Source organism: Rubinisphaera italica, assembly GCF_007859715.1.
GTDB classification, from domain to species: Bacteria; Planctomycetota; Planctomycetia; order Planctomycetales; family Planctomycetaceae; genus Rubinisphaera; species Rubinisphaera italica.
Genome location: NZ_SJPG01000001.1, coordinates 3,410,622 through 3,430,545, shown reverse-complemented (window position 1 = coordinate 3,430,545; position 19,924 = coordinate 3,410,622). Strand labels below are relative to the sequence as shown.

The window sequence follows — 19,924 nt, the reverse complement described above, 5'->3', positions numbered from 1 at the left end:
CCGCACATGATTTCGATTCCTTCGTATCTGGAAAATTGGACTCCTGAGCAGTATCAAATGCTGGAAAAGTCGGTTCTGGTTGCGCAGCATCGTATCCACGAAACCGGACTGTTTTCGGATGAAGCCTTGTGCGAACTGATTGATCGCCATCCCGATAATTATCTGACGATTGCCGGGATGGGGAATGATGCAAGTAAGTTTGAGTGGATGACCGGAGAACGGGGGGATTGCTCGGCTGAAGATTTGCTTCGAGCTGTGAAAGAAGGTCAACTCTGGTTGAATCTCGTTTGTCTTGGGCGGTTTCACCCTGAATACAATCGACTGGTGAATTCTGTGTATGATGAACTCGAAGCGAAGAGTCCAGGGTTCAAGGCCCGACACCGTTCTTCGAATCTCTTAATTTCCTCACCGAATGCGATGGTTTATTTTCATATTGATCTGCCGGTCAATATGTTGTGGCATCTGCGGGGAGAAAAGCAGGTCTGGGTATATCCTTCGTTTGATTCTCGGTTTGTTTCTGCCCGGAATATCGAGCGGTTGATCAATGGAGAGATGGCCGAGGACATGCCCTACCAAACCTGGTTTGAGGATTACGCACTCTCATTTCGAGTCAAGCCGGGCGATATGATTACCTGGCCTCAAAATACACCTCATCGAGTGACTAACTGTGATGGTTTGAACGTATCCCTATCGACCGAACATCGTAATGTGATTGCGAAACGCAGAATCAATGTTCATCTGGCCAATTCATTTCTACGCAAACAGTTTGACTGTCAGACGCTTTCCAGTGATGTTCGCGGAATCTCTGCACAGATGAAAGAGATGTATGCCCGTTCGATGGTGCTGTGGAATCGATTATGTAAACAGAAGAGTTGTGAACCATTTTCCTACCGCAAACGATTCCAGGTCGATCCCGATGCCCCGAAAGGGTATGTTATGATAGAGACTGAGGATTCAGGCTCGTTCCATGAAGAAGAACAATTGCTGGCAAGCGTTTGATTTTTCAATTAATCGACTAGCTGTTCCTCAACTCTTCCTCCCTTTGATAATGCAATCTTTTAAGTATGATTGACCTGCCTGATTCAACAATTGAAACTTTAAACCGGATGCGCGAGATCGAATCGCAGGTGCAGCCGAAGAGGTTTCATTGGAAACAATTGTTTCGTTTGAAGCGGGACAACCTGGTGCTTTTCGGCATGATTGGATTACTGGGAGTTCTGGCAGTGGGAATGTCCTGGATGGTGCAGGAGCGTCAGTCGCACGAGCAAAAACTAGCCGAACGTAAGGAGATGGTTGCGAGCTATAAAAACCAGAAGACTCAGGAAGTTTCTCTTGGCGAGAAGGAGTTTGTGTCTTCGAGTCAGAATAATTCTGGACAGGCGGAGATGGTCAGTTATGAGGCGGTATTGACAGTCGAAGGATCCGAGCACGATTACGGCTTAATTCGCTCCCGAATTGATCAGCATCGCAATAAAATCAATGAGAAAATCGAAATGCAAGTTTCCTCTGCACCAGAAGAAGACTTTAAAGACCCTGCGTTGTTGAAGTTGCGGAATGATTTACGACTGGGAGTCAATGAAATTCTGGGAGAAGGGGAAGTGCTGGAAATCAACTTCTCGAAGTTCGTACGCTATGAGCTAAAAACGACTTATTAGCTGGAGTTATACAAAATGCTTCTTGCTGAAAAATAACCACGGATGAGCACCAGATGAAAACATCCGTGAGACTTACTTAAATATCAAGTCAGTCAGAGCCTGGCCTACTATTAGAGTTCTTATTTCCAGCTGATTTGCAGCGTCTCAATCGGTAGCACATCGTTCATGCTGCCCGATCGGAAACCGGCCAGATCAAGTGTGATATAGCGAAATCCCAACTTCTGCAATTCGAGGAGGATTTCTTCTCGTACGGTGTTATCCATAATCGCAGTCAGTTCCGAAATGGGCAGTTCGATGCGAGCCAGATCGTGGAATTCATGACGGACTCGTAATTCATTCAGATGCAGTTTCTCTTTCAGATAGCGCTCAGCCGCATCGACTCGGCGAACTCGTTCTTGAGTCACTTCGAGTCCATGAGCAATTCGACTCGAAAGACAGGGGCTGGCCGGTTTGTCCCAAACTGGCAGATTCCAGGCTTTTGCAAGTGCTCTTACGTCGGCTTTATCGATGCCTGCTTCAACGAGCGGACTGCGAACCGAATGCTGGGAAGCGGCTTCGAGTCCAGGGCGATAATCACCTATATCGTCAGTATTCGTTCCATTCACGATGACATCGAACGAAATCTCATCAGAATGCTGCTCGATCGTTTCATACAAAGTGTCCTTGCAGAAGAAGCAACGGTTGCCTGAATTCGCACGGTATTTCTCGTTTTCGAACTCCGTCGTTTTGAGAACCTTGAGTTCAATTCCGATTTGACTGGCAATTGAGCGCGCCTCATCCACAGCACCCAAAGGTAATGAGGGACTTTCTGCAATTACAGCAATACCTTGTGAACCAGTGGCCAGCACAGCTGCTTTGGCAACAACGGCGCTATCGACACCTCCCGAAAATGCGACCGCGACCCGGCCCATTTCACGAATGATCTGGAACAGATGTTCCTGTTTGGAAGTGAGATTTTGTTCTGACATCGGGCGGCTTTCATGGATCAAATCGGTTCACAAGCCAAAATGAGTGAGAATCGGCGATTGCGAAATGGGTTTGGTTCAGTATAAACTAAATGCTCGAAGTGAGAACACTTGCGTGAGTGGAATACTGAACTCCTGGAAATGAGGCTAATCGATGTTCGCACCCAAGGTAAGCAAAAGTCTGAACTGGATACGAAGAATCGTATTTGTGCTGATGACCTGTGCAATGTTTCATATGGCGTCAGAGATTTCGCTCGGACAGTTGACATCAGGCCAGCGTCGGGAATTGAACGATTTGCGTCGTGAAGTCACCAAAGTGGCTTCGACGATTCGCCGCAAAGATTATGAAGACGCAAAAAAGGCTCTGACTTCGGCTGAAGAAGCCCTTAACAAAATAATGACTGATGCTGGCGTGGATGCGAGCGATCGTTCGGTTGCTTTAATTCAGAAGGCAATCGATGTGCAGAAGCAAACACTGGCTCGTGCTACGGGTAATAATAACGGCGGAGCGATGGGCGGCGTCAGCTTCGCTAAAGATGTTGCCCCGATTCTGGCAGGCAAGTGCATGGGCTGCCACGACCAGACAGCCAGTGGTGGTTTACGATTGGATACGTTTGCCGGTTTACGTCGTGGAGGTCGCAGTGGTCCATTAGTCGTACCAGGGGCTCCACAACGAAGTCCTCTGGCCATGAAACTAATCTCTCCCCCTCCTCAGCGAATGCCAAAGAATGGCCCAGCCTTGCCAGCTGATGAAATCAAGACAATTGCTGACTGGATTACGCAGGGAGCCAAATACGATGATGATGATCAGAATCGATCTGTTTCCGAATTGGCCGAGAGTGCGAAGAATGGCGGAATGAAGAAGCCGGAAATCACTGTCGCAAAACCGGATGGAACTGAAACCGTTTCGTTTACTAAAGATATCGCACCGATGCTTGTGACGTTCTGTCATGGATGTCACAGCGGAAATAATCCAGCCAGTGGATTGTCGGTCGAGACGTTCGAGAAACTTCTGATTGGTGGTGATAGCGGCGAAGTTTTGATTCCGGGAGAACTGGAAGACAGTCGTTTGTTCCGACTGACGGGTGGACTGGAAAATCCTCGAATGCCTCAAGGGCAGGCCCGCATCACGCGCAAAAATTATGAAGACCTGAAAGCCTGGATTTCTGAAGGAATCAAGTACGACGGAAAAGATCCCAAAACGCCGATACTCGAGCTTGTGCCTTCAGCTTCAGATATTCGCTTGATGGAATTGCGGCAAATGTCGGAAGCCGATTTTGAGAAAATGCGTCGAGAACGAGGTGAGTCACATTGGAGACGCACACTTTCGTCTGCGAATCCTGCCACTGTGATGGATGGAGATTTTCTGGTGATGGGAAATGTCGATCCGAACCGCTTGCAGCAGGTCCTTGACTGGTCGAAGGAGATGAAGTCTGGCCTGGCAGAGAAAGTTGGATTGACTGCAGCTCCGAAGTGGAAAGGTCGATTGGCGATTTATGTCTTTAAAGATCGCTACGATTATGACGAGTTCAATCGATCGATTGAAAATCGACAGGCTGCCAAAGGATTATTTGGGCATGCCAAAGTTGTCAATGAATTTGAAGATGCCTATGTCGCAGTTCTGGATACCGGCGATACCTCTTCTGCGGATACGCCTAAATTGCAGTGGACGTTGCAAAAGGCGTTAATCTCGGCTGCGATGCAATTGAGGGGGACCACTCCGGTTCAATGGTTGACGGAAGGCACGGGGTGGGCCAAAGCGGATTCTGACTTGCGAAGTCCGGAATTTGAAAGAGCTTTGACTCTCAGTGCGGCCCGCGCAATACAGGATTTGAATCGTCCCCAGAATTTATTCACTGCGGGGACGTTTGCGCCCGATGTGACCGAGCATGCCGGCTTCCTGGTCGTTCGCTTTTTGATGGGAAGTGGTTCCACAGAACAATTCAACAGATTCGCAGGAGTATTGCGGGATGGCCGTACTCCCGATGAAGCCTGTCGAGCAGCCTACAATACGACAGCTGCTGACCTTGCCAAGGCGGTGGTTGCAAAACTGCGGTAGTGGAATTTCTCAATTCCTTTGTTCTCAAGGAGAGCTTTTCTTCTCCTTTGAGGGAGATTTTTCCTACTCCTGGGGGGAGATCTTTCCTTCTCCTGGGGGGGCGGTGATCTTTCCTTCTCCAGGGGGAGAAGGTGGCCGAAGGCCGGATGAGGGGATTTCATTGACGCTCTTAGTAAAATTAAGTCGATTTTTCCCTCACCCTGAGCCTCTCCCAGAAGGAGAGGGGACTAAATTCTTCCTCAGATCTTTTTAGTGTCTAAAAGTTAAGCGAATGATTACAAGTGACGTACTGATAATTGGCGGTGGCGCCATTGGGCTGACAACTGCTTTTGAATTGAGCAGAAGAGGCCATTCGGTAGCGGTGCTCGATCGTCAGGCTATTGGTTGCGAAAGTTCCTGGGCAGGCGCAGGGATGATTCCGCCTGGCGAAATTCATCTTGAGAATTCGAGCTATCGACTATTTGCCCAATTGAGTTCAGGTCTCTGGGCTGGATTCGCAGAATCACTGCAAGAGTATTCTAAGATTGATATTGAATACCGAACCTGCGGAGCGCTGGTTTTGCCTGCAGAACAAAAAAGTTCAACTACACAAACTGAATTTGAACTTTGGCAGCAGCAAAAGATTCCCGTTGAGCGATTGCAAAGAGATGAACTGATTGCGTTTCATCCCAAGTTTCGCAGTCCCGTCGATGAGGCTTATTTCTTGCCAACGCAGGCTCAAGTGAGAAATCCTCGATATATCAGAGCTTTAAAAGCAGCCTGCGATCAACTGGGAGTTCAATTTTATGAGCATGAACAGATCCGGGAAATCAAGTTTCATCACGGGCAAGTGACAGACATATTGACTGAAACCGAAGCCTACAATGCGAGTCGGGTTGTGATTGCTACCGGAGCCTGGACGAGTCAGTTCGCTCAATGGTTCGACGTTTCGATTCCGGTGGAACCGGTTCGCGGTCAGATTGCTCTAGTGAAATTGCCGGAAGTTTTCCCATCGATTATCGAAAGAGGAAAGTGCTATCTGGTTCCGAGAGCAGATGGTCACATTTTGATTGGAGCGACTGAGGAACTTGTCGGTTTTGATCGCGATTGCGAAGCAGAAACGGTTAAACGTCTTCTAGATTTTGGAGCCGAGTTGATTCCAGCAATCCGTGATTTGCAGGTCGAAAAATCATGGTGTGGCTTTCGTCCGGTCACTCCCGATCACTTACCTGTGATCGGCTTTGTGCCGGGATATGAAAATCTTCTCGTCTGTTCGGGACATTATCGTGCAGGCTTATCGCTCTCTCCGGCATCAGGATTGGTTATGGCGCAGTTAATTTGTGGGGACACTACAGAACTGAGCCTTGAGGATTTTGATCCTGAGCGATTTCATCTGGAAATCACAACCAACTAACTAAGTGTTGTGAGAGACCATTCACTTGGCTGACTTCCCAATGAATACCTAATAAATAATCAAACCCGGGTGTCGGGGGCGCTCTCGAAGAGAAGCCCCCCGAATTGTTGAATTTCCGAGGGCTTCCGCTGAAGCGGAGCGCCCTCGCCATCTCGTAATTCCTTTTTAAAATGTTACAGGAAATCCGGTTTCCAATTGGAACAGAGTTTAGAGCGATGCAGTAAACTTTCAGATAATTATCTCTACGGCTGCAATGCTCGTCCCACCATCCACGACGCAAATCCATGAAAAAATCACCTACAATTGCCGTCATCGGTGCAGGTCCTGTCGGGCTTGAGGCTGCGCGGCAGGCGATTGATACAGGATATCAGGTTAAACTGCTTGAAAAAGGTGAGATTGCCAGTGCGGTTCGTAAATGGCAGCATGTCCGATTGTTTTCTCCACGTGAGATGAATACAACGACAGAGGGGCGAACTCTCATTTCCGATGCAGGGAGAGAGGCAGGATATTGCGAAACGGGTGCGGAATTTATCGAGTCTTATCTGCTCCCGTTGTCACAGTGGATTTCTGCCCGAACCCAGGTTCTCACGCAAACAACAGTGAAGAAGATCAGCCGTGGTGATCTTCTCAAAGGGGATGCGGTCGGCTCTCGGAACCGTCACGAAGAACCGTTTCGATTGCTCATCGAAAATGCTGCTGGTGAGCAAATCGAACAGGCTGACTTCGTTCTCGATTGTTCGGGAGTTACTGATCAACCCAATTGGCTGGGGACTGGCGGGATTCCCTGTCCAGGCGAGAGAGATGTACTGGAGAAGATTACTTACGGACTTCCGGATCGTGAACAAATTTCGGAGATCCAGAAATGCGCATCAGTTCTCATCGTTGGGGCAGGTTACTCGGCTGCGACTCTGGTTAACGAGTTAATTCAACATCGGAAAATCGAAACTCAACCGAAAATTCTCTGGCTTACACGCAATTCTTATCCGTCTGGACCTCTGCGAGTTCTCCAGGATGATCCATTGCCAGGACGAATGCGGCTTTCCGTCATCGCAAATCAACTTGCGTTGAGTTCTCGGAAGGATCTGCACTGGATTTCTAATTCGGTTGTAGAACGTATAAGTACTACTGGGACTGGTGATGGACTGGAAGTGACGGTGAGAAGTCTTAAAACGTCCTTCTCAGAGACCATTGAAGTGGAGCGGGTCGTCGCCTGTACTGGATATCATCCTGATCTTTCATTAACTTCTGAATTGCAGATTCATGAATGCTATGCAACGTCAGGGCCGATGAAGCTGGCTGCCAGTTTGATGGGGCAAGCGGGGCTTGACTGCACGAAAATTACTGTCGGAGACGTAGAGACGTTAAGTAGTCCTGAGACGGGATATTATTTTTTGGGAGCCAGGAGTTATGGTCGGAATTCGCAATTTCTGATGCAAACAGGGTATCAGCAAGTGTTGCTCGTCTTGGAACAGATTAAGCAATCATTGGACGTCGGTTAGATATTGCCTGGCGTGATTAAGAAGTGACGTCGAAATTGGCAGGCACAGCCTGATCTAAAATTTACTGAGAATGCAAGGGCTCAATGATCGCAACGACATCAAATCGAGAGGTCCCCACTGTTGAACTTGAAAGTCTGGATATTCTCTGGTTTCAGGTTTCGGGAACCTTGTGCAATTTGACCTGTCATCATTGTTTCATCAGTTGCAGTCCGACCAATAAAACATACGGCTATCTCTCTTTGGACGATGTGGAAAAGCAGTTACGGTTGTCTGTCGACCAGGGTGTTCGAGAATACTATTTCACGGGAGGCGAGCCTTTCTTAAATCGTGATCTGGTGCCGATGATCGAACGGTCGCTCAATTATGGTCCCGTCACAGTTTTGACAAACGGAACCGTATTGAAAGAAGCCTGGCTGGAACGTTTGCAGTCGGCTGCCGAGACTTCGATTTACAGTCTGGAGTTTCGTGTTTCCATTGATGGACCAACATCGGAAATTAATGATCCGATTCGCGGGGCAGGGACGTTTAACCGGGCTCTGGAGGGTATTCGCAAACTGAGTGCTTATGGTTTTCTACCAATCGTGACGATGACGCAAACTTGGGAAGATTCGGAAAGCGAAGAAATTTTGAATCAGTTTCGTAAAACGCTCAAGCGAGCGGGGAATGAACGCCCCCGTTTGAAAATACTTCCTCGCCTTAAAATAGGAGCGGAAGTCGAGCGGACGAGTGGTTATGAAACTTATGAAAAAATCACACCGGATATGATGGACGGTTACGATGCCAGTCAACTGCTGTGTAGTCATAGCCGGGTGGTGACTGATCGTGGAATTGCGGTCTGTCCAATTCTAATCGATTCCTCGGGTGCGATTTTAGGCGAGACTCTGAACGAGGCGACACGACCATTTGAATTGACGCACGGTGCGTGTTACACGTGTTATCAATACGGTGCCATCTGTACGAATCCTTCTTCCAGGAGAAGTCAGGATTCTTGATCAGCCTGCATAATAATTCATTGACGTATCAAAAATCTGGCGAAAATTGTGACATGGATAGACAGACCTTCGCCTTCTTTGGTGGAATTTATAACAACTATCTTGCTCTTACCGCTGCGATTGAAGATGCACGAACTCGAGGAGCCGAAGAATTGTTTTGCCTGGGTGATCTGGGTGCATTTGGACCGTATCCTGATCGTGTGTTTCCGCTGCTGATCGAAAATGACGTGCAAACGGTACAAGGAAATTACGATCACAGTATCGGCAATGGATTGAATGATTGTCAGTGTGGTTATACCGATCCCCGTGATAATCATTTTGCTCAAATCAGTTACGATTACACGCTGGCAAATACCAGTCAAGCAAATTGCGACTGGCTGAAACAATTGCCAGTGGAAATTCGATTTGAAGTCGCAGGCTTGCGCTTTTTGCTCTGTCATGGCAGCCCTCGCCGTACGAACGAATTCCTCTGGGAATCAACCACGAGCACACACTTTTTGAACTGCCTGGCCGATGACTATCAAGCTGATGTGATCTTAGGAACTCATACGGGATTACATTGGTCGCGGGAGTTGAGTGGTGAGCGTCAGTTTGTCAATGTTGGAGTGCTGGGAAGGCCGGCGAACGATGGGGATAAGCATGTCTGGTATACATTAGTTAAAGTGAGTCAGTCGCAGGGGAAATCGCAGGTCAAACTGGAATTCATTCCCATTGAATACGATTGGGAACGACTGGTTGCAGAGATGCAGTCGGAAGAATTGCCGGTAGAGTTTCAGGAAACCATTCGGACAGGCTGGTGGACGACCTGTCTGGAAGTTCTGCCTGGGAAAGAACGATTACGCGGTCGATATTAAAAAAGGACCTCAACAATAAAGTCGAGGTCCAAAGTTCGTTTATGCATTACCGAATTCACTTTTCGGAATATCAAAACTCTCCGAGAACTTCTCCATCATCAATCTGACCTAAATTTCTGTAGGTTTCATAATGCGTGTTTTCACTCAAAAAGTGAACCGAACCATCTGCCATCAGGAATTGAATTCCTCCCTTGTGAGGACTGGAAAAGTTGACGATATGGTTGGTGGTATTGGGAGTGTGTGTCATGGCTGGCATCGACATCGGCATCGTCATAGCGGGTTGGCCGACATGCCCTAATACAAGTGAACCCTGCCATTCGGTCATCATTGGCATCGACATCATACCTGCGTTGCGTTCCACATTGGGGATGGCTGCGTACCAGGTCGAATTCGCAGCTGCGGGAGTTGCCCCCTGCACAAAGTTGTGTTGATAGGTCCGCTCACCGACCAGCATACTGTTACTGGTGCCATCGGTAATGTCGCGAAGTTTCGTGCGACTGTTTCTGTAGAATGCTCCTTTTCCAGCTGGAGATCCTGGAGTCATCGAGACACTTCCGTAGCCGATAACGCCCACATAATTTGCAGACGCGATTTCATAATCGTTTGTGCCATCGTTGACAGTGAAGGTCTGAGGAGCAGGATCGGAAGGGCAGAGGTATGTCGAAATGGTTCTACGCCCCATCGCCAGGTTTTGAGTATCAGTCGCATTCCCCTCAAAGTTCATGCCATCGTAGAGGGCAGGTTGTTCGACATAAGGAAGAATCATTGTTCCCCAGGCAAAGCCGGGACCATTTTGAGCGGTCTCCATGCTCGCCATTTGACTGGCAGCGATATTACGCACGATATAGCCTGGAGGTAATACAGAAAAGGTATCGTGATAGTTGTGCAGAGCGACTCCGATTTGCTTGAGATTGTTTTTACAGCTGGATCGCCGAGCCGCCTCGCGTGCCTGTTGGACAGCGGGAAGCAATAAGGCGACAAGGACTGCAATGATTGCAATCACTACCAATAGTTCGATCAGTGTGAAAGCGCGACGGCTTCCCAGATAAGGACAATATTTCATTGCGCAAGAACCCCTGAAAATAATAAGAGAGAACTGCTGAAAACGACGCAAAGCAAGTCAATTTGACACTTGCATACGTGGAGTGATTCACCTGAGAAAACTCAGGGAATCAGACTATTCAGCAATAGATGTAAAGAGAATTCAGCAAGTCTCTTCTTTCGGAGGGGGCGTGAGCAGTTCGTTGAGTGGGCTCTCGTAGAGCGAGAGGGTTGGGACTGAACTCTGAATGATTTCAGAACCAGCGATCTGTCCCAATTCGGGAGGAACATCCAGGATTTCTGTGAGCGATAAGTGAGATGTGCTGACTTTGCCACACCGACACAATGCATTCAGATTCGGATTCTGAGATGATGATTGATGACTATTAGAGAGTGTTATGCTGGAACTGCAATTGCAGGTGGATGATCCCGTCGATTTACATTGAGGTGTGTTCTCGCTCAAGTTTTTCAACTGACATGCAAGAGGCTCATTATTTCTTGAATTGTTCTGGCAGCACGAGCGACTTGGGCTGGTGGAACGGGTAGAAGACTGGCAGCAACTCTTACCGGGAGTCGAATCCGCATGCTCCGGGGATGGGCTTTGGCAACCACAAGGACAATCGGGGTGGCTGGCAGCCTGGGAATACAGGGGGAGTCCGATGGTTGTGATCGTAAACCAGACGATCAATGCACACTTCCTGTAAGAATGCAGGAGGTTCGCCTGAGCGATCAATCTGGAAAGTGGTTTGGACATCGAAATGCGATTTTGGCAGGGAGCATGTCTGAAGGAGTTTAATTCAGTATCGCCATCTCGTGATCTAATGCAAGTTACGAGGTGAAAATTCAGTCAAAAGCAGTCGTCGCCCTGGGAAGTGTACTAAAATACACTTTTCGTGCCGGGTTATTCGCTGAATTGCCAGGACTATTACAAATAATGCAATAAGTCTGGGTAACGATTGTGTCGAAAAAATAATTTGGGAACTTTGCTTTCGTAGGATATGATTCACGAACTACAGAATCCCACCTTCGAAAGTTCACCCTCTTTCTCACCACACCTTCATTCGCTCGCGGAGTCATGTCATGGATCGACGCTCCTTTTTGTCACAGTTTGCATTGACTGCAACCGGTTTCACCTTCATCGGCTGCAAAGGTCGTCAGGTCGCGCATATACTCGATGAGAGCGACAAAGACATGGTCGGCAGTCATACTGCCGGTGCGGAAACCTGGAAGCCACTCATTGATGAATCCGTCGGCAAGCTGCTCGGCCGTCAAATGCAGACGATTCAAACAGTTTCTCACGAGGGAGCCATCGGTGTCCAGCAGCCTTGCATTAAGCATGTCTGTTTTATGGGCGTCGAAAACAAAAGCATCGAAGAAGTCGGCGACTTCAAAGAACAGATTTACGAACATATCGATTCGATGGTCAACTCCTCAGAAATGTTCCGCATGATCAGCCGTCGGTTTGTGGAAGCCGGTTTACGGGAATCGCATCTGGCTCCCGGAGATTTATTCATTCCAGCCAACCAGCGAATGTTTGCAGCCGTTCTTGAGCAGATGCAACAACCATTCGATTACCTGCTGTTTGCCAAAATCACATCCGGGACAACATCCAGTAATAAGAATAATTACCAGCGTGATTATCTGCTCACTCTCGAAATGGTAAATGTCTACGACGGCTCTTATGACAAAGAATCGGCCACGATTCGCAAGGGCTATCACAAATCGGCAGTCGGTAAAATGCTCCAGTATTAGTTGTAGGGACCGCTGTCTGAGTTGTTCATTCACTGGAAAAAATTTCAGAGAAAGGTGCGTCGAGACGCACCCTACATGCCAAATCGCTGATTTTCGGCTGTCAACATGACATACGTGACCTGTAATCATTCCCTGAAAATGTGTCACCGGAAACGGACATGGGAACGATATGCTTGTTCGCTAAAACTGTGTCTATTATTTGTCTTAATCATAGTGAGTGGATGTGCGACTCATGCTGATAAGGCAACTGCGCTGCGGTCATCATTTTATAGTGGAAATATTTCGGCTGCTCTGGCTCAGACCGATCCTGCCAAGAATAAGAAGAGTCACGATGCAGATGTTGTCAGTCTGGACAGGGCCATCTTGCAACTGACGGCTGGAAATGCAGCCGAGGCTGAACAGACTTTACGAGTCGTTCGAGATCGCTTCGATAAACTCGAACAGCGATCGTATGCCGATAAAGCGAAGGCTCTGCTCACCGATGATCGTCAGTTGAATTATGCAGGCGAAGAATACGAACGAATTCTGATTCGCGTGATGCTCGCTCTTTCTAACCTGATGCACAGCGGAGGCGACGTTCCCGCATATGCATTACAGATTACCAGCAAGCAGCAGGAATTCCTGCAGGCTTCCAAGCAGGTGAAGGAAAATCCGAATCAGCAGCCAATCGATTACACACCACTCACAAAACAACTGGCGATTGGTTCCTATTTGCGGGCGGCAGTGCTGGAAAGCTCGCCACTCGATTACGACGATGTTTCCCGTTGCCGGGTGCAGGTTGCCAACTGGCAGCCGGATTTCCGTGATGCCAAAATCGATCTGGCTCGTGCGGAAACGGGACGCCATTCTTCACCCGGGCATGGTGTGGTGTATGTGATCAGCCTTGTGGGTGAAGGTCCTTATAAAGAAGAAGCGGTTGAGGCTCCAACAACGGTATCTCTATTGATTGCGGATCGAATTCTCTCGGCTATTGGAAAGTATGAATTGCCACCAACTGTGGCTCCGGTGCGGGTGCCTCGGGTTGTTCGACCGCATCAAACGCTCGACAGCATCGAAGTTTCCGACGGACAGGGACCACTCGGCTCCACGACGACCATCATGCACGTTTCGAACTTGGCGATTGAGCAGAATCGCCTCGAGAAAGATCAAATCATCGCTCGCGCGGTAGCTCGACGTATCGCAAAAAAGGGAGCCGTGTATGCGATGAAAGATGGCTTGAATGTCGAGAAATCTCCCGAACTCGATTTGCTGTTTACCGTTGCGGGCGTTGCCTGGGAAGCGACCGAACGAGCAGACACACGCTGCTGGTCGTTATTGCCGGACCGAATTCAGGTTCTCCGTCTCGAATTACCCGCTGGTCCACAGGTGTTGAAACTGACGCCGAAAAAACTTCCTGGTGTCAACGGAGTTCCCGTCGCTGTTGATGTCAATGTGGAGAATGGACGCACTTCGTTTGTTCTGGGTTCTTTCCCAACGGATCGAGCCATCGGCGAGGTGCAGGTGAAGACGTATCATTGATTAAGTGGTATTCTTCAGACTGGTTTTCGCGTATCATGATGTGAGTGATAAAGTTTCATTCACTTAGAGACGGGAAGCCATCATGAGCGAGCAACACGACTCGACCGAATCAAAGCCCATTGACCATTTGACTCGCTCACTCCTATTCGCGTTTCTCGCACTCGTAATCTATATTCTCAGCCCATTGCCAGTGCTGATGGTCGTAAAACTCTATCTGCCACAGATGGAGGGAACCGTTGAAAACGGATTTTACGCTCCGCTTGTCTATTGCTATGACAACTTAGAATGGGTCGAAGCGTTTTATGATTGGCAGTTTGAGTTGTTGAACTGGATTTGATTGCAGGGGCATGCGAACCGATTATTGCCAAGTTCAAGGTGGTACCATTATGAGTAATTCGGAAGAGGTGACGAATTCTTCAGCTGCTGGATCTGGTGGTCGTATTGCATTATTTGTCTTGATATTGTTCTTGTGTTATCCGCTGAGTCCTGTGCCTGTTATTTTCTTGCTGGAGGTTAGTGGAATAAAAGAATATTCGGGTGTGGAGTCGATATTTAGCATGATTTACGCACCACTCGGATATCTGATTGAGAAATATGACTGGATTCAGGCTTTTTACGAATGGCAAATCAGAACGCTGTACTTGGTAATACTCAATAAATGATCATTCAAATACTCAAATGGATCTGGGTCAGCCCCTGGAGTCTGGTCGGTTTGGTGATCGGTTTGATCAGTTGCTCGACAGGCGGCAGTGGAAGACGTGTTGACCACACACTCGAATTTCAGGGCGGGTTAGCCTGCTGGCTTCTGGAACGAACACCGATTGGTGCGATTGCGATTACGGTTGGTCATGTGATCCTCGCTCGGAATCAGGCGGCTCTGGATTTCACTCGCAATCATGAACGTGTCCATGTTAAGCAGTACGAAAAATGGGGCCCATTATTTGTGCCGGCTTATTTTCTACTCTCCGGCATTGTCTGGATGCGAGGTGGGAAAGCGTATCGGGATAACCCGTTCGAAGTTGAAGCATTTGCGATTGACGATCCACATAATCATCGGCCAATAGTTTGATGATGCCTCTGTCCTACGAGGTTTGTGTCTGAAATTTCTCTTCGGATTCCCTGCGAATGCCATTGAGCATCGCCTGAAAAACGAAATGATGCAGCGGGGCGACGCTGTACCAGTAGAGAATTCCGGTCAAGCCGCGAGGGCGGAATCGAGCCGTTTGGGTCACTCGACATTTTGAGTCTGATATTGGTTCAATCGTGAAGTCTAACTCAGCATCTCCTGGCACCCACATTTCTGCATAGAGTGTGAGTTGTTTGAAGGGGACAATTTTCCGCACTCGCCAGAAGTCGACCGCTTCGCCGTATCGTAAATGAGTCGGGTGACGACGACCTCGACGCAATCCGGGTCCTCCGATCAACTGATCGAGTAAACCACGAAAACGCCACAAATAATCCGAACCCCAATAACCATGTTTCCCGCCAATGGTGCAGATGACTCGGTAGGCCGTTTCAGAATCAGCTTCAATATCAGTCGTTCGTTCATCTCGATAAACAGTCCCGCCCGCCCAGTCAGGATCGCCGGGAATCTTTCCCGCCATCGACCAGTTCGTTTCAATGTCGCCCTCGTTAGTATGATTGAGCGCGGAATGAATTGCTTCGGTGACCGTGAGTAATTTCTCCTGAGGTAAGAGTTGCTGAGCAAGGTCGTTGCGGCAAACCGTACGGTTTTTTAATCCCTCTGCCAGTGGCCGGGCGATTTTTGAGCTGACCGGTGTGACGAGTCCGATCCAGAGAGAACTCAGTCTCGGTGTGAGTACAGGAACAGGGAAAATCCAGCGTTTGGGAAGTCCCAATTCACGTGCCATGATTCGCATCAATTCTTCATAACGTACGACATCAGCCCCACCAATATCGATTGTCTTTCCACGGGTTTCGGGAACTTCCAGGCAATCCGTCAGATAAGTGATGACGTTATCGACGCCAATCGGTTGTGATTCCGTCTGGACCCACTTGGGAGTGACCATGACGGGAAGTCGCTGAACGAGATAACGGAGAATTTCAAAAGAGGCTGAACCGGATCCGATGATGACAGCTGCCCGGAATGCCGTGACGGGAACAGAAGAGCTGTTCAGAATTGATTCCACTTCGCGTCGCGAACTCAAGTGCTGACTCAATCCCTCACCCAGTTCACCGAGACCACCCAAATAAATGATTTGCTTGAGACCACAAGCTTGAGCAGCTCGCGCAAAATGTTCGGCCAGTTCGCGATCTTTTTTGGCATAGTCTCCGCCAGCTGATTCCATCGAATGAATCAAGTAGTATGCGATCTCGCAACCAGCCATCGTTTTCGTGATCGATTCCTGATCTCTGACATTCCCTTCAATCACTTCCAATCTGGGATGATTTCGCCAACTGCGACATTCCAGCTTGGCGGGATTACGCACTAGACATCGAACCGGATATCCTAATTCGAGCAGTTTAGGAACAATTCGTCCGCCGATATAACCGGTTGCCCCGGTAACAAGAATTTTGGGTTTGGATTGGTCAATCAAAGGAGGTGGGCCAAGGAAAGGGTCAGAAATTCGCAAGATAAATCTATACAACTTTATCTAACTATTGCTGTTTTATAATCTGGTCTTAACTGAACACAATTGTGACTTTTCAAATTCTGTGTTTTTTTGAGGAACTTCAAGAGACACAAATGGCCTGAGTCGTGTTGAGTCTCATTCCGTAAGTCGCCCTCTTACCTTGTTTCCGCCTTCCATAAAGATGTTACAATAACACGACATTCCCAATAATTTTACGCTTAAAACTTTCATACAACAGCTATCCATTATGTTAAATGTCGTGACAGGAAAAACCGGGCAGGGGAAGACCACTCTCTGTTTGGAGCGATATCGCTCTGTATTAATGGAAAACATGCAAGCCGGGGAAATCGGACAGACGCTTTGGATTACCCCAACGCATCGTTCTGCACGACAGTTGGTATTCGAGTTATTTGATGACGAACTACAAGTCTGCTTTGAACCAGGAGTGGTGACGTTTGATCAGTTTGCTGAGAAGTTATTGCGGATGTCGAATGTCCAGGCATCGATGTTGAAACCGGATCAACAGCGGATGTTGCTACGACAGATTGTTGAGGACGCGATGCAGGCAAGAGAACTGCGTCATTTCCAGAAGGTGGCGGGGACTTCCGGCTTTGTGAATTTGCTGGCCCGGTTTATCTCGGAATTAAAACGGGAAGAAACCTGGCCGGAGACATTTCGTAAGACGCTCAACAGTCGCCCGGAATCGTTCAAGGATGAAGAGCTTTGCCGACTTTACGAACGCTATCAGGACAAACTGCTCGAATGGGGAAAGTACGATTCTGAAGGGCGATTCTGGCTGGCTCGGGAATTACTGGCCCAGGGGAATTGGACTGCTTTTCCGAAGTTGCGTTATGTGGTTGTGGATGGCTTTACCGATTTTACTTCGACTCAGTATGCCGTTCTGGGTGCCCTGGCAGGTCATGCTGACGAAATCGATGTGACGTTTCCGCATGATCCACATGATGACCGAGAGGACTTATGGGTCAAGCCATTGCGTTCCATGCAAACATTGTGCAAGCATGCCAGAAAATCCGGGTTAAAAGTCAAGGAAAGTATTCTGGCGAGTTCGACAGAGAAGAGACATTCTCATAAGCAAATCGGATTGTCAGTCGTTAACGACATGTTGTTCGGGAACCTGCGTCGGCTTGTTCCTGCGAAAGATTCGCGAGGATTGGATCTCGTAGCCGCTTCAGGATCGCGGACGGAAATCCGCGAGACGGCAAGACGGGTGAAATCGCTCTTGCTGGCTGGTGTCTCTCCTCAGAATATTTTAGTGACCTCAAGAGATTTACTTCAGTCGGCTCCATCCATTGAAGATATCTGGACAGATGCTGGAATCCCGTATTGCGTGGATCTTTCGCGAGCAGTCAGTTCGCTCCCTTTGGCAAAATCGATGTCGGCTTTGCTGAATGTGTCGACTCACGACTGGTCATATGCCTCGATAAAAAAACTTCTCACTCAAACCTCAGGTAAGTTCAATCGAGCGGGGCAACGTGCGGGTGTGACTTTGCAAATTTTAAGGCACCTGAACTTAAGACAGAATCGACAGGAAATTCTGGCTGGTCTGCAGTCGATGGTAACAAGAGCGGATTCGAATTCGGTGATCGAAACGACCTCACTGGAAACCGCCCTAGAGACGCTTTCGGAACTCGACGAGAATCTCAAGCTCTTTCAGAAGAAACGAAGTTACAGCGATTTTGTTCGGCAATTGATTGCGACGGCTCACGAATTCTTTGTCAGTGAGAGTGAGGAGAATTCCATTCGTGAGGAAGAGGCATCCGAGTGGGATTTGATTGTCGGTTTGCTGAGCGACGCCAGTGCCTTTCAGGATCAATTGCTGCCCGAGAAACAGAAATCGATTGATTTATCCACTTTCCTGAAATGGCTGGAAGAACTGTTTCATACGCAGGTCGTTCCTGCTCGGCGTGCCACAGCCGGAGAGGTGCAAATACTTAATGCGAGCGATGCCCGTCATTTAAAAGTGGACCACCTGTTTGTTATGGGATTACAGGAAGGGACGTTCCCGGCATCTGCTGAAAATCAACCATTTTACAGCGAACAGGAACGACAGAACTGGATTGAACTCGGTGTTCAACTCGAGCATCGGACATCGCAATATCTCGATGAGATGCAGTTCTTCTATCGTCTGGGGACACGAGCAACAACGAATTTGACTCTCTCCTATTCGTACGTGTCGAGTAAAGGACAGCCGCAGTATGCCAGTCCATTTTATCAAGCGGTCAAAACATTATTTCAGAAGTCGACACATGTTGAAACGCAGGTCGAACAGCTCTCTCCCATTCCCACGGCTGAGACTTTACTCACTGCAGAAGATGTCCGATTACTTGCCGTACAGAACATGTCAGAAAGTAAGGCTGGTTTACTCAGCTGGCTGATATCTCAGCAGAGTTCATCTGCGCAGATGCATTCGCTGCTGGCTGCAGTTCGAATGAATGGGAGCCGATTTGAAGAGTACGGATTCACTCGCTACGAGGGTCAGTTGCAAGAGGCGAGAATTCGCCGCACCGTTGCGGAGCATTATCATCGAGAGTACACGTTTAGTGCTTCTCAGTTGGAGCAGTATGCTTCGTGCCCGTTTCAGTTTCTCCTCAAGCGAGTGCTCAAAATCGAGCCCCAAGTTGCACCCCGGCTGGAGACGGACTATCGCAAACGGGGAAATATCGTTCACGATTTGCTGGCCCGCCTGCATGAAACCGAAATGCGACAATTACTCGATGAAGACCCTTCTGGCAAAGGGCAATTGTTATCCCGCAAGTTTTTAGAGTTACTACAGGAAAAAGCAGGAACGTTGTTTGCCGGAAGTGATTTACAAAAGGCCATTGATGAGATTGAAACCGAATTGATTTCGGAATGGGCAGAGCTGTATCAGTCACAAAGCTCGAGTTATGTCGATCGTTTCGATCCCGACTGGGAGCATGAACTCGAGCCCCGGTTCCGCGAAATTTCATTTGGTCGCACCCGGGAAAATGATGACGATTGGGATTGGGGATCAGAGCCGACGCAGGAACTTGATGCTGTGATTTTCGGAAATGACGAAACCCCAATACGGATTGAAGGGCGAATTGACCGGATAGATGTCGGACGTGCCCAGGAGCGAAATATCTTTGCGATTATCGACTACAAAACCGGGAATCCTCCCAGCTTCAAGGAGAGCGATGTTTCACGCGGGACTCAACTGCAGTTGGCTCTGTACACGATTGCGGTGATTCGTTTGAATTTACTGGGGCCAGATGCAACTCCCTGGTTGATTGGTTACTGGGGAATGAAGGAAAAAGGTTTTGACCCGCGATTCGTCAACAAGCGAAAGAAAAAACTGGAACCACTGGGAGAGGCTTTTGTCGAATTCTGGTCCGAGGAATTGGATCGAATTCTTCCGCAAATGATCCAGGCTTTGCGCGAAGCTCAATTCCCGGTTGTGAATCCGAATCAAGATTGCACAAGTTATTGCCCATACAATCGAGTTTGCCGCGTGAATCAGGTGCGTGTGGTTGCGGACTCTCTGGAAAAGCAATGGACGATCTTTGACTTACCCGTTACAGAGGAGACAAATTCTCCAGAGAATGAAATCGAGAAGGAATAGA

Annotated in this window: 17 protein-coding genes; 14 read left to right on the top strand and 3 right to left on the bottom strand. The window is 48.4% G+C overall.

The features are described from left to right. Positions 1 to 6: 6 nt before the first annotated feature. Both Pan54_RS12725 and Pan54_RS12720 read left to right on the top strand, forming a co-directional pair. Positions 7 to 999 (top strand): cupin-like domain-containing protein, encoded by a 993-nt coding sequence (locus Pan54_RS12725; protein ID WP_146503843.1) that lies wholly within the window; start codon positions 7 to 9, stop codon positions 997 to 999. Positions 1,000 to 1,064: 65 nt separating this feature from the next. Continuing rightward, on the top strand, positions 1,065 to 1,655 hold the full coding sequence (locus Pan54_RS12720) for a hypothetical protein (protein ID WP_146503842.1): 591 nt from the start codon (positions 1,065 to 1,067) through the stop codon (positions 1,653 to 1,655). Between the two features lie 119 nt (positions 1,656 to 1,774). Here the strand turns inward: Pan54_RS12720 and larE are convergent, their stop codons facing one another. Continuing rightward, positions 1,775 to 2,623 (bottom strand): ATP-dependent sacrificial sulfur transferase LarE, encoded by an 849-nt coding sequence (larE, locus tag Pan54_RS12715; protein ID WP_146503841.1) that lies wholly within the window; start codon positions 2,621 to 2,623, stop codon positions 1,775 to 1,777. Positions 2,624 to 2,774: 151 nt separating this feature from the next. Here larE and Pan54_RS12710 point away from each other — a divergent pair, with 151 nt between their 5' ends. The 5 genes from Pan54_RS12710 (at position 2,775) to Pan54_RS12690 (ending at position 9,417) form a co-directional block, all read left to right on the top strand. After that, the gene (locus Pan54_RS12710; RefSeq protein ID WP_146503840.1) at positions 2,775 to 4,679 is read left to right on the top strand and encodes a c-type cytochrome domain-containing protein; all 1,905 of its coding nucleotides are present in this window, start codon (positions 2,775 to 2,777) and stop codon (positions 4,677 to 4,679) included. Between the two features lie 271 nt (positions 4,680 to 4,950). Beyond that, on the top strand, positions 4,951 to 6,072 hold the full coding sequence (gene thiO, locus Pan54_RS12705; protein WP_146503839.1) for a glycine oxidase ThiO: 1,122 nt from the start codon (positions 4,951 to 4,953) through the stop codon (positions 6,070 to 6,072). 284 nt (positions 6,073 to 6,356) lie between these two features. After that, a complete protein-coding gene (locus tag Pan54_RS12700) occupies positions 6,357 to 7,571 on the top strand; it encodes an FAD-dependent oxidoreductase (protein ID WP_146503838.1) in 1,215 nt (404 codons plus the stop codon). Positions 7,572 to 7,654: 83 nt separating this feature from the next. Further along, positions 7,655 to 8,563 (top strand): radical SAM protein, encoded by a 909-nt coding sequence (locus Pan54_RS12695; RefSeq protein WP_146503837.1) that lies wholly within the window; start codon positions 7,655 to 7,657, stop codon positions 8,561 to 8,563. Positions 8,564 to 8,616: 53 nt separating this feature from the next. Next, positions 8,617 to 9,417, top strand: a complete 801-nt coding sequence (locus Pan54_RS12690) for a metallophosphoesterase family protein (protein WP_146503836.1) — start codon at positions 8,617 to 8,619, stop codon at positions 9,415 to 9,417. 70 nt (positions 9,418 to 9,487) lie between these two features. Here Pan54_RS12690 and Pan54_RS12685 read toward each other — a convergent pair whose 3' ends face one another. Continuing rightward, a complete protein-coding gene (locus tag Pan54_RS12685) occupies positions 9,488 to 10,480 on the bottom strand; it encodes a DUF1559 domain-containing protein (protein WP_146503835.1) in 993 nt (330 codons plus the stop codon). Between the two features lie 561 nt (positions 10,481 to 11,041). On the opposite strand from Pan54_RS12685, the gene Pan54_RS12680 reads away from it, so the two are divergent. From Pan54_RS12680 to Pan54_RS12655, 6 genes are all read left to right on the top strand, one after another. After that, positions 11,042 to 11,254 carry a hypothetical protein gene (locus Pan54_RS12680; protein ID WP_146503834.1) on the top strand — a complete coding sequence of 71 codons (213 nt, stop codon included), beginning with the start codon at positions 11,042 to 11,044 and terminating at the stop codon, positions 11,252 to 11,254. Positions 11,255 to 11,538: 284 nt separating this feature from the next. Beyond that, a complete protein-coding gene (locus Pan54_RS12675; protein ID WP_207310131.1) occupies positions 11,539 to 12,210 on the top strand; it encodes a penicillin-binding protein activator LpoB in 672 nt (223 codons plus the stop codon). A 105-nt stretch (positions 12,211 to 12,315) separates the two neighbouring features. After that, complete coding sequence (locus Pan54_RS12670) at positions 12,316 to 13,728, top strand: COG3014 family protein (RefSeq protein WP_207310130.1); 1,413 nt, start codon at positions 12,316 to 12,318, stop codon at positions 13,726 to 13,728. 82 nt (positions 13,729 to 13,810) lie between these two features. Continuing rightward, the gene (locus Pan54_RS12665) at positions 13,811 to 14,065 is read left to right on the top strand and encodes a hypothetical protein (protein WP_146503832.1); all 255 of its coding nucleotides are present in this window, start codon (positions 13,811 to 13,813) and stop codon (positions 14,063 to 14,065) included. Positions 14,066 to 14,114: 49 nt separating this feature from the next. Continuing rightward, a complete protein-coding gene (locus tag Pan54_RS12660; RefSeq protein WP_146503831.1) occupies positions 14,115 to 14,390 on the top strand; it encodes a hypothetical protein in 276 nt (91 codons plus the stop codon). After that, on the top strand, positions 14,387 to 14,797 hold the full coding sequence (locus tag Pan54_RS12655; protein ID WP_146503830.1) for a hypothetical protein: 411 nt from the start codon (positions 14,387 to 14,389) through the stop codon (positions 14,795 to 14,797). Before Pan54_RS12660 ends, Pan54_RS12655 begins: the two co-directional genes overlap by 4 nt. A 13-nt stretch (positions 14,798 to 14,810) precedes the next feature. Here the strand turns inward: Pan54_RS12655 and Pan54_RS12650 are convergent, their stop codons facing one another. Next, a complete protein-coding gene (locus Pan54_RS12650; protein ID WP_207310129.1) occupies positions 14,811 to 16,322 on the bottom strand; it encodes an SDR family oxidoreductase in 1,512 nt (503 codons plus the stop codon). Between the two features lie 247 nt (positions 16,323 to 16,569). Here Pan54_RS12650 and Pan54_RS12645 point away from each other — a divergent pair, with 247 nt between their 5' ends. Continuing rightward, positions 16,570 to 19,923 carry a PD-(D/E)XK nuclease family protein gene (locus tag Pan54_RS12645; RefSeq protein WP_146503829.1) on the top strand — a complete coding sequence of 1,118 codons (3,354 nt, stop codon included), beginning with the start codon at positions 16,570 to 16,572 and terminating at the stop codon, positions 19,921 to 19,923. The last annotated feature ends 1 nt before the right edge of the window (position 19,924 follow it).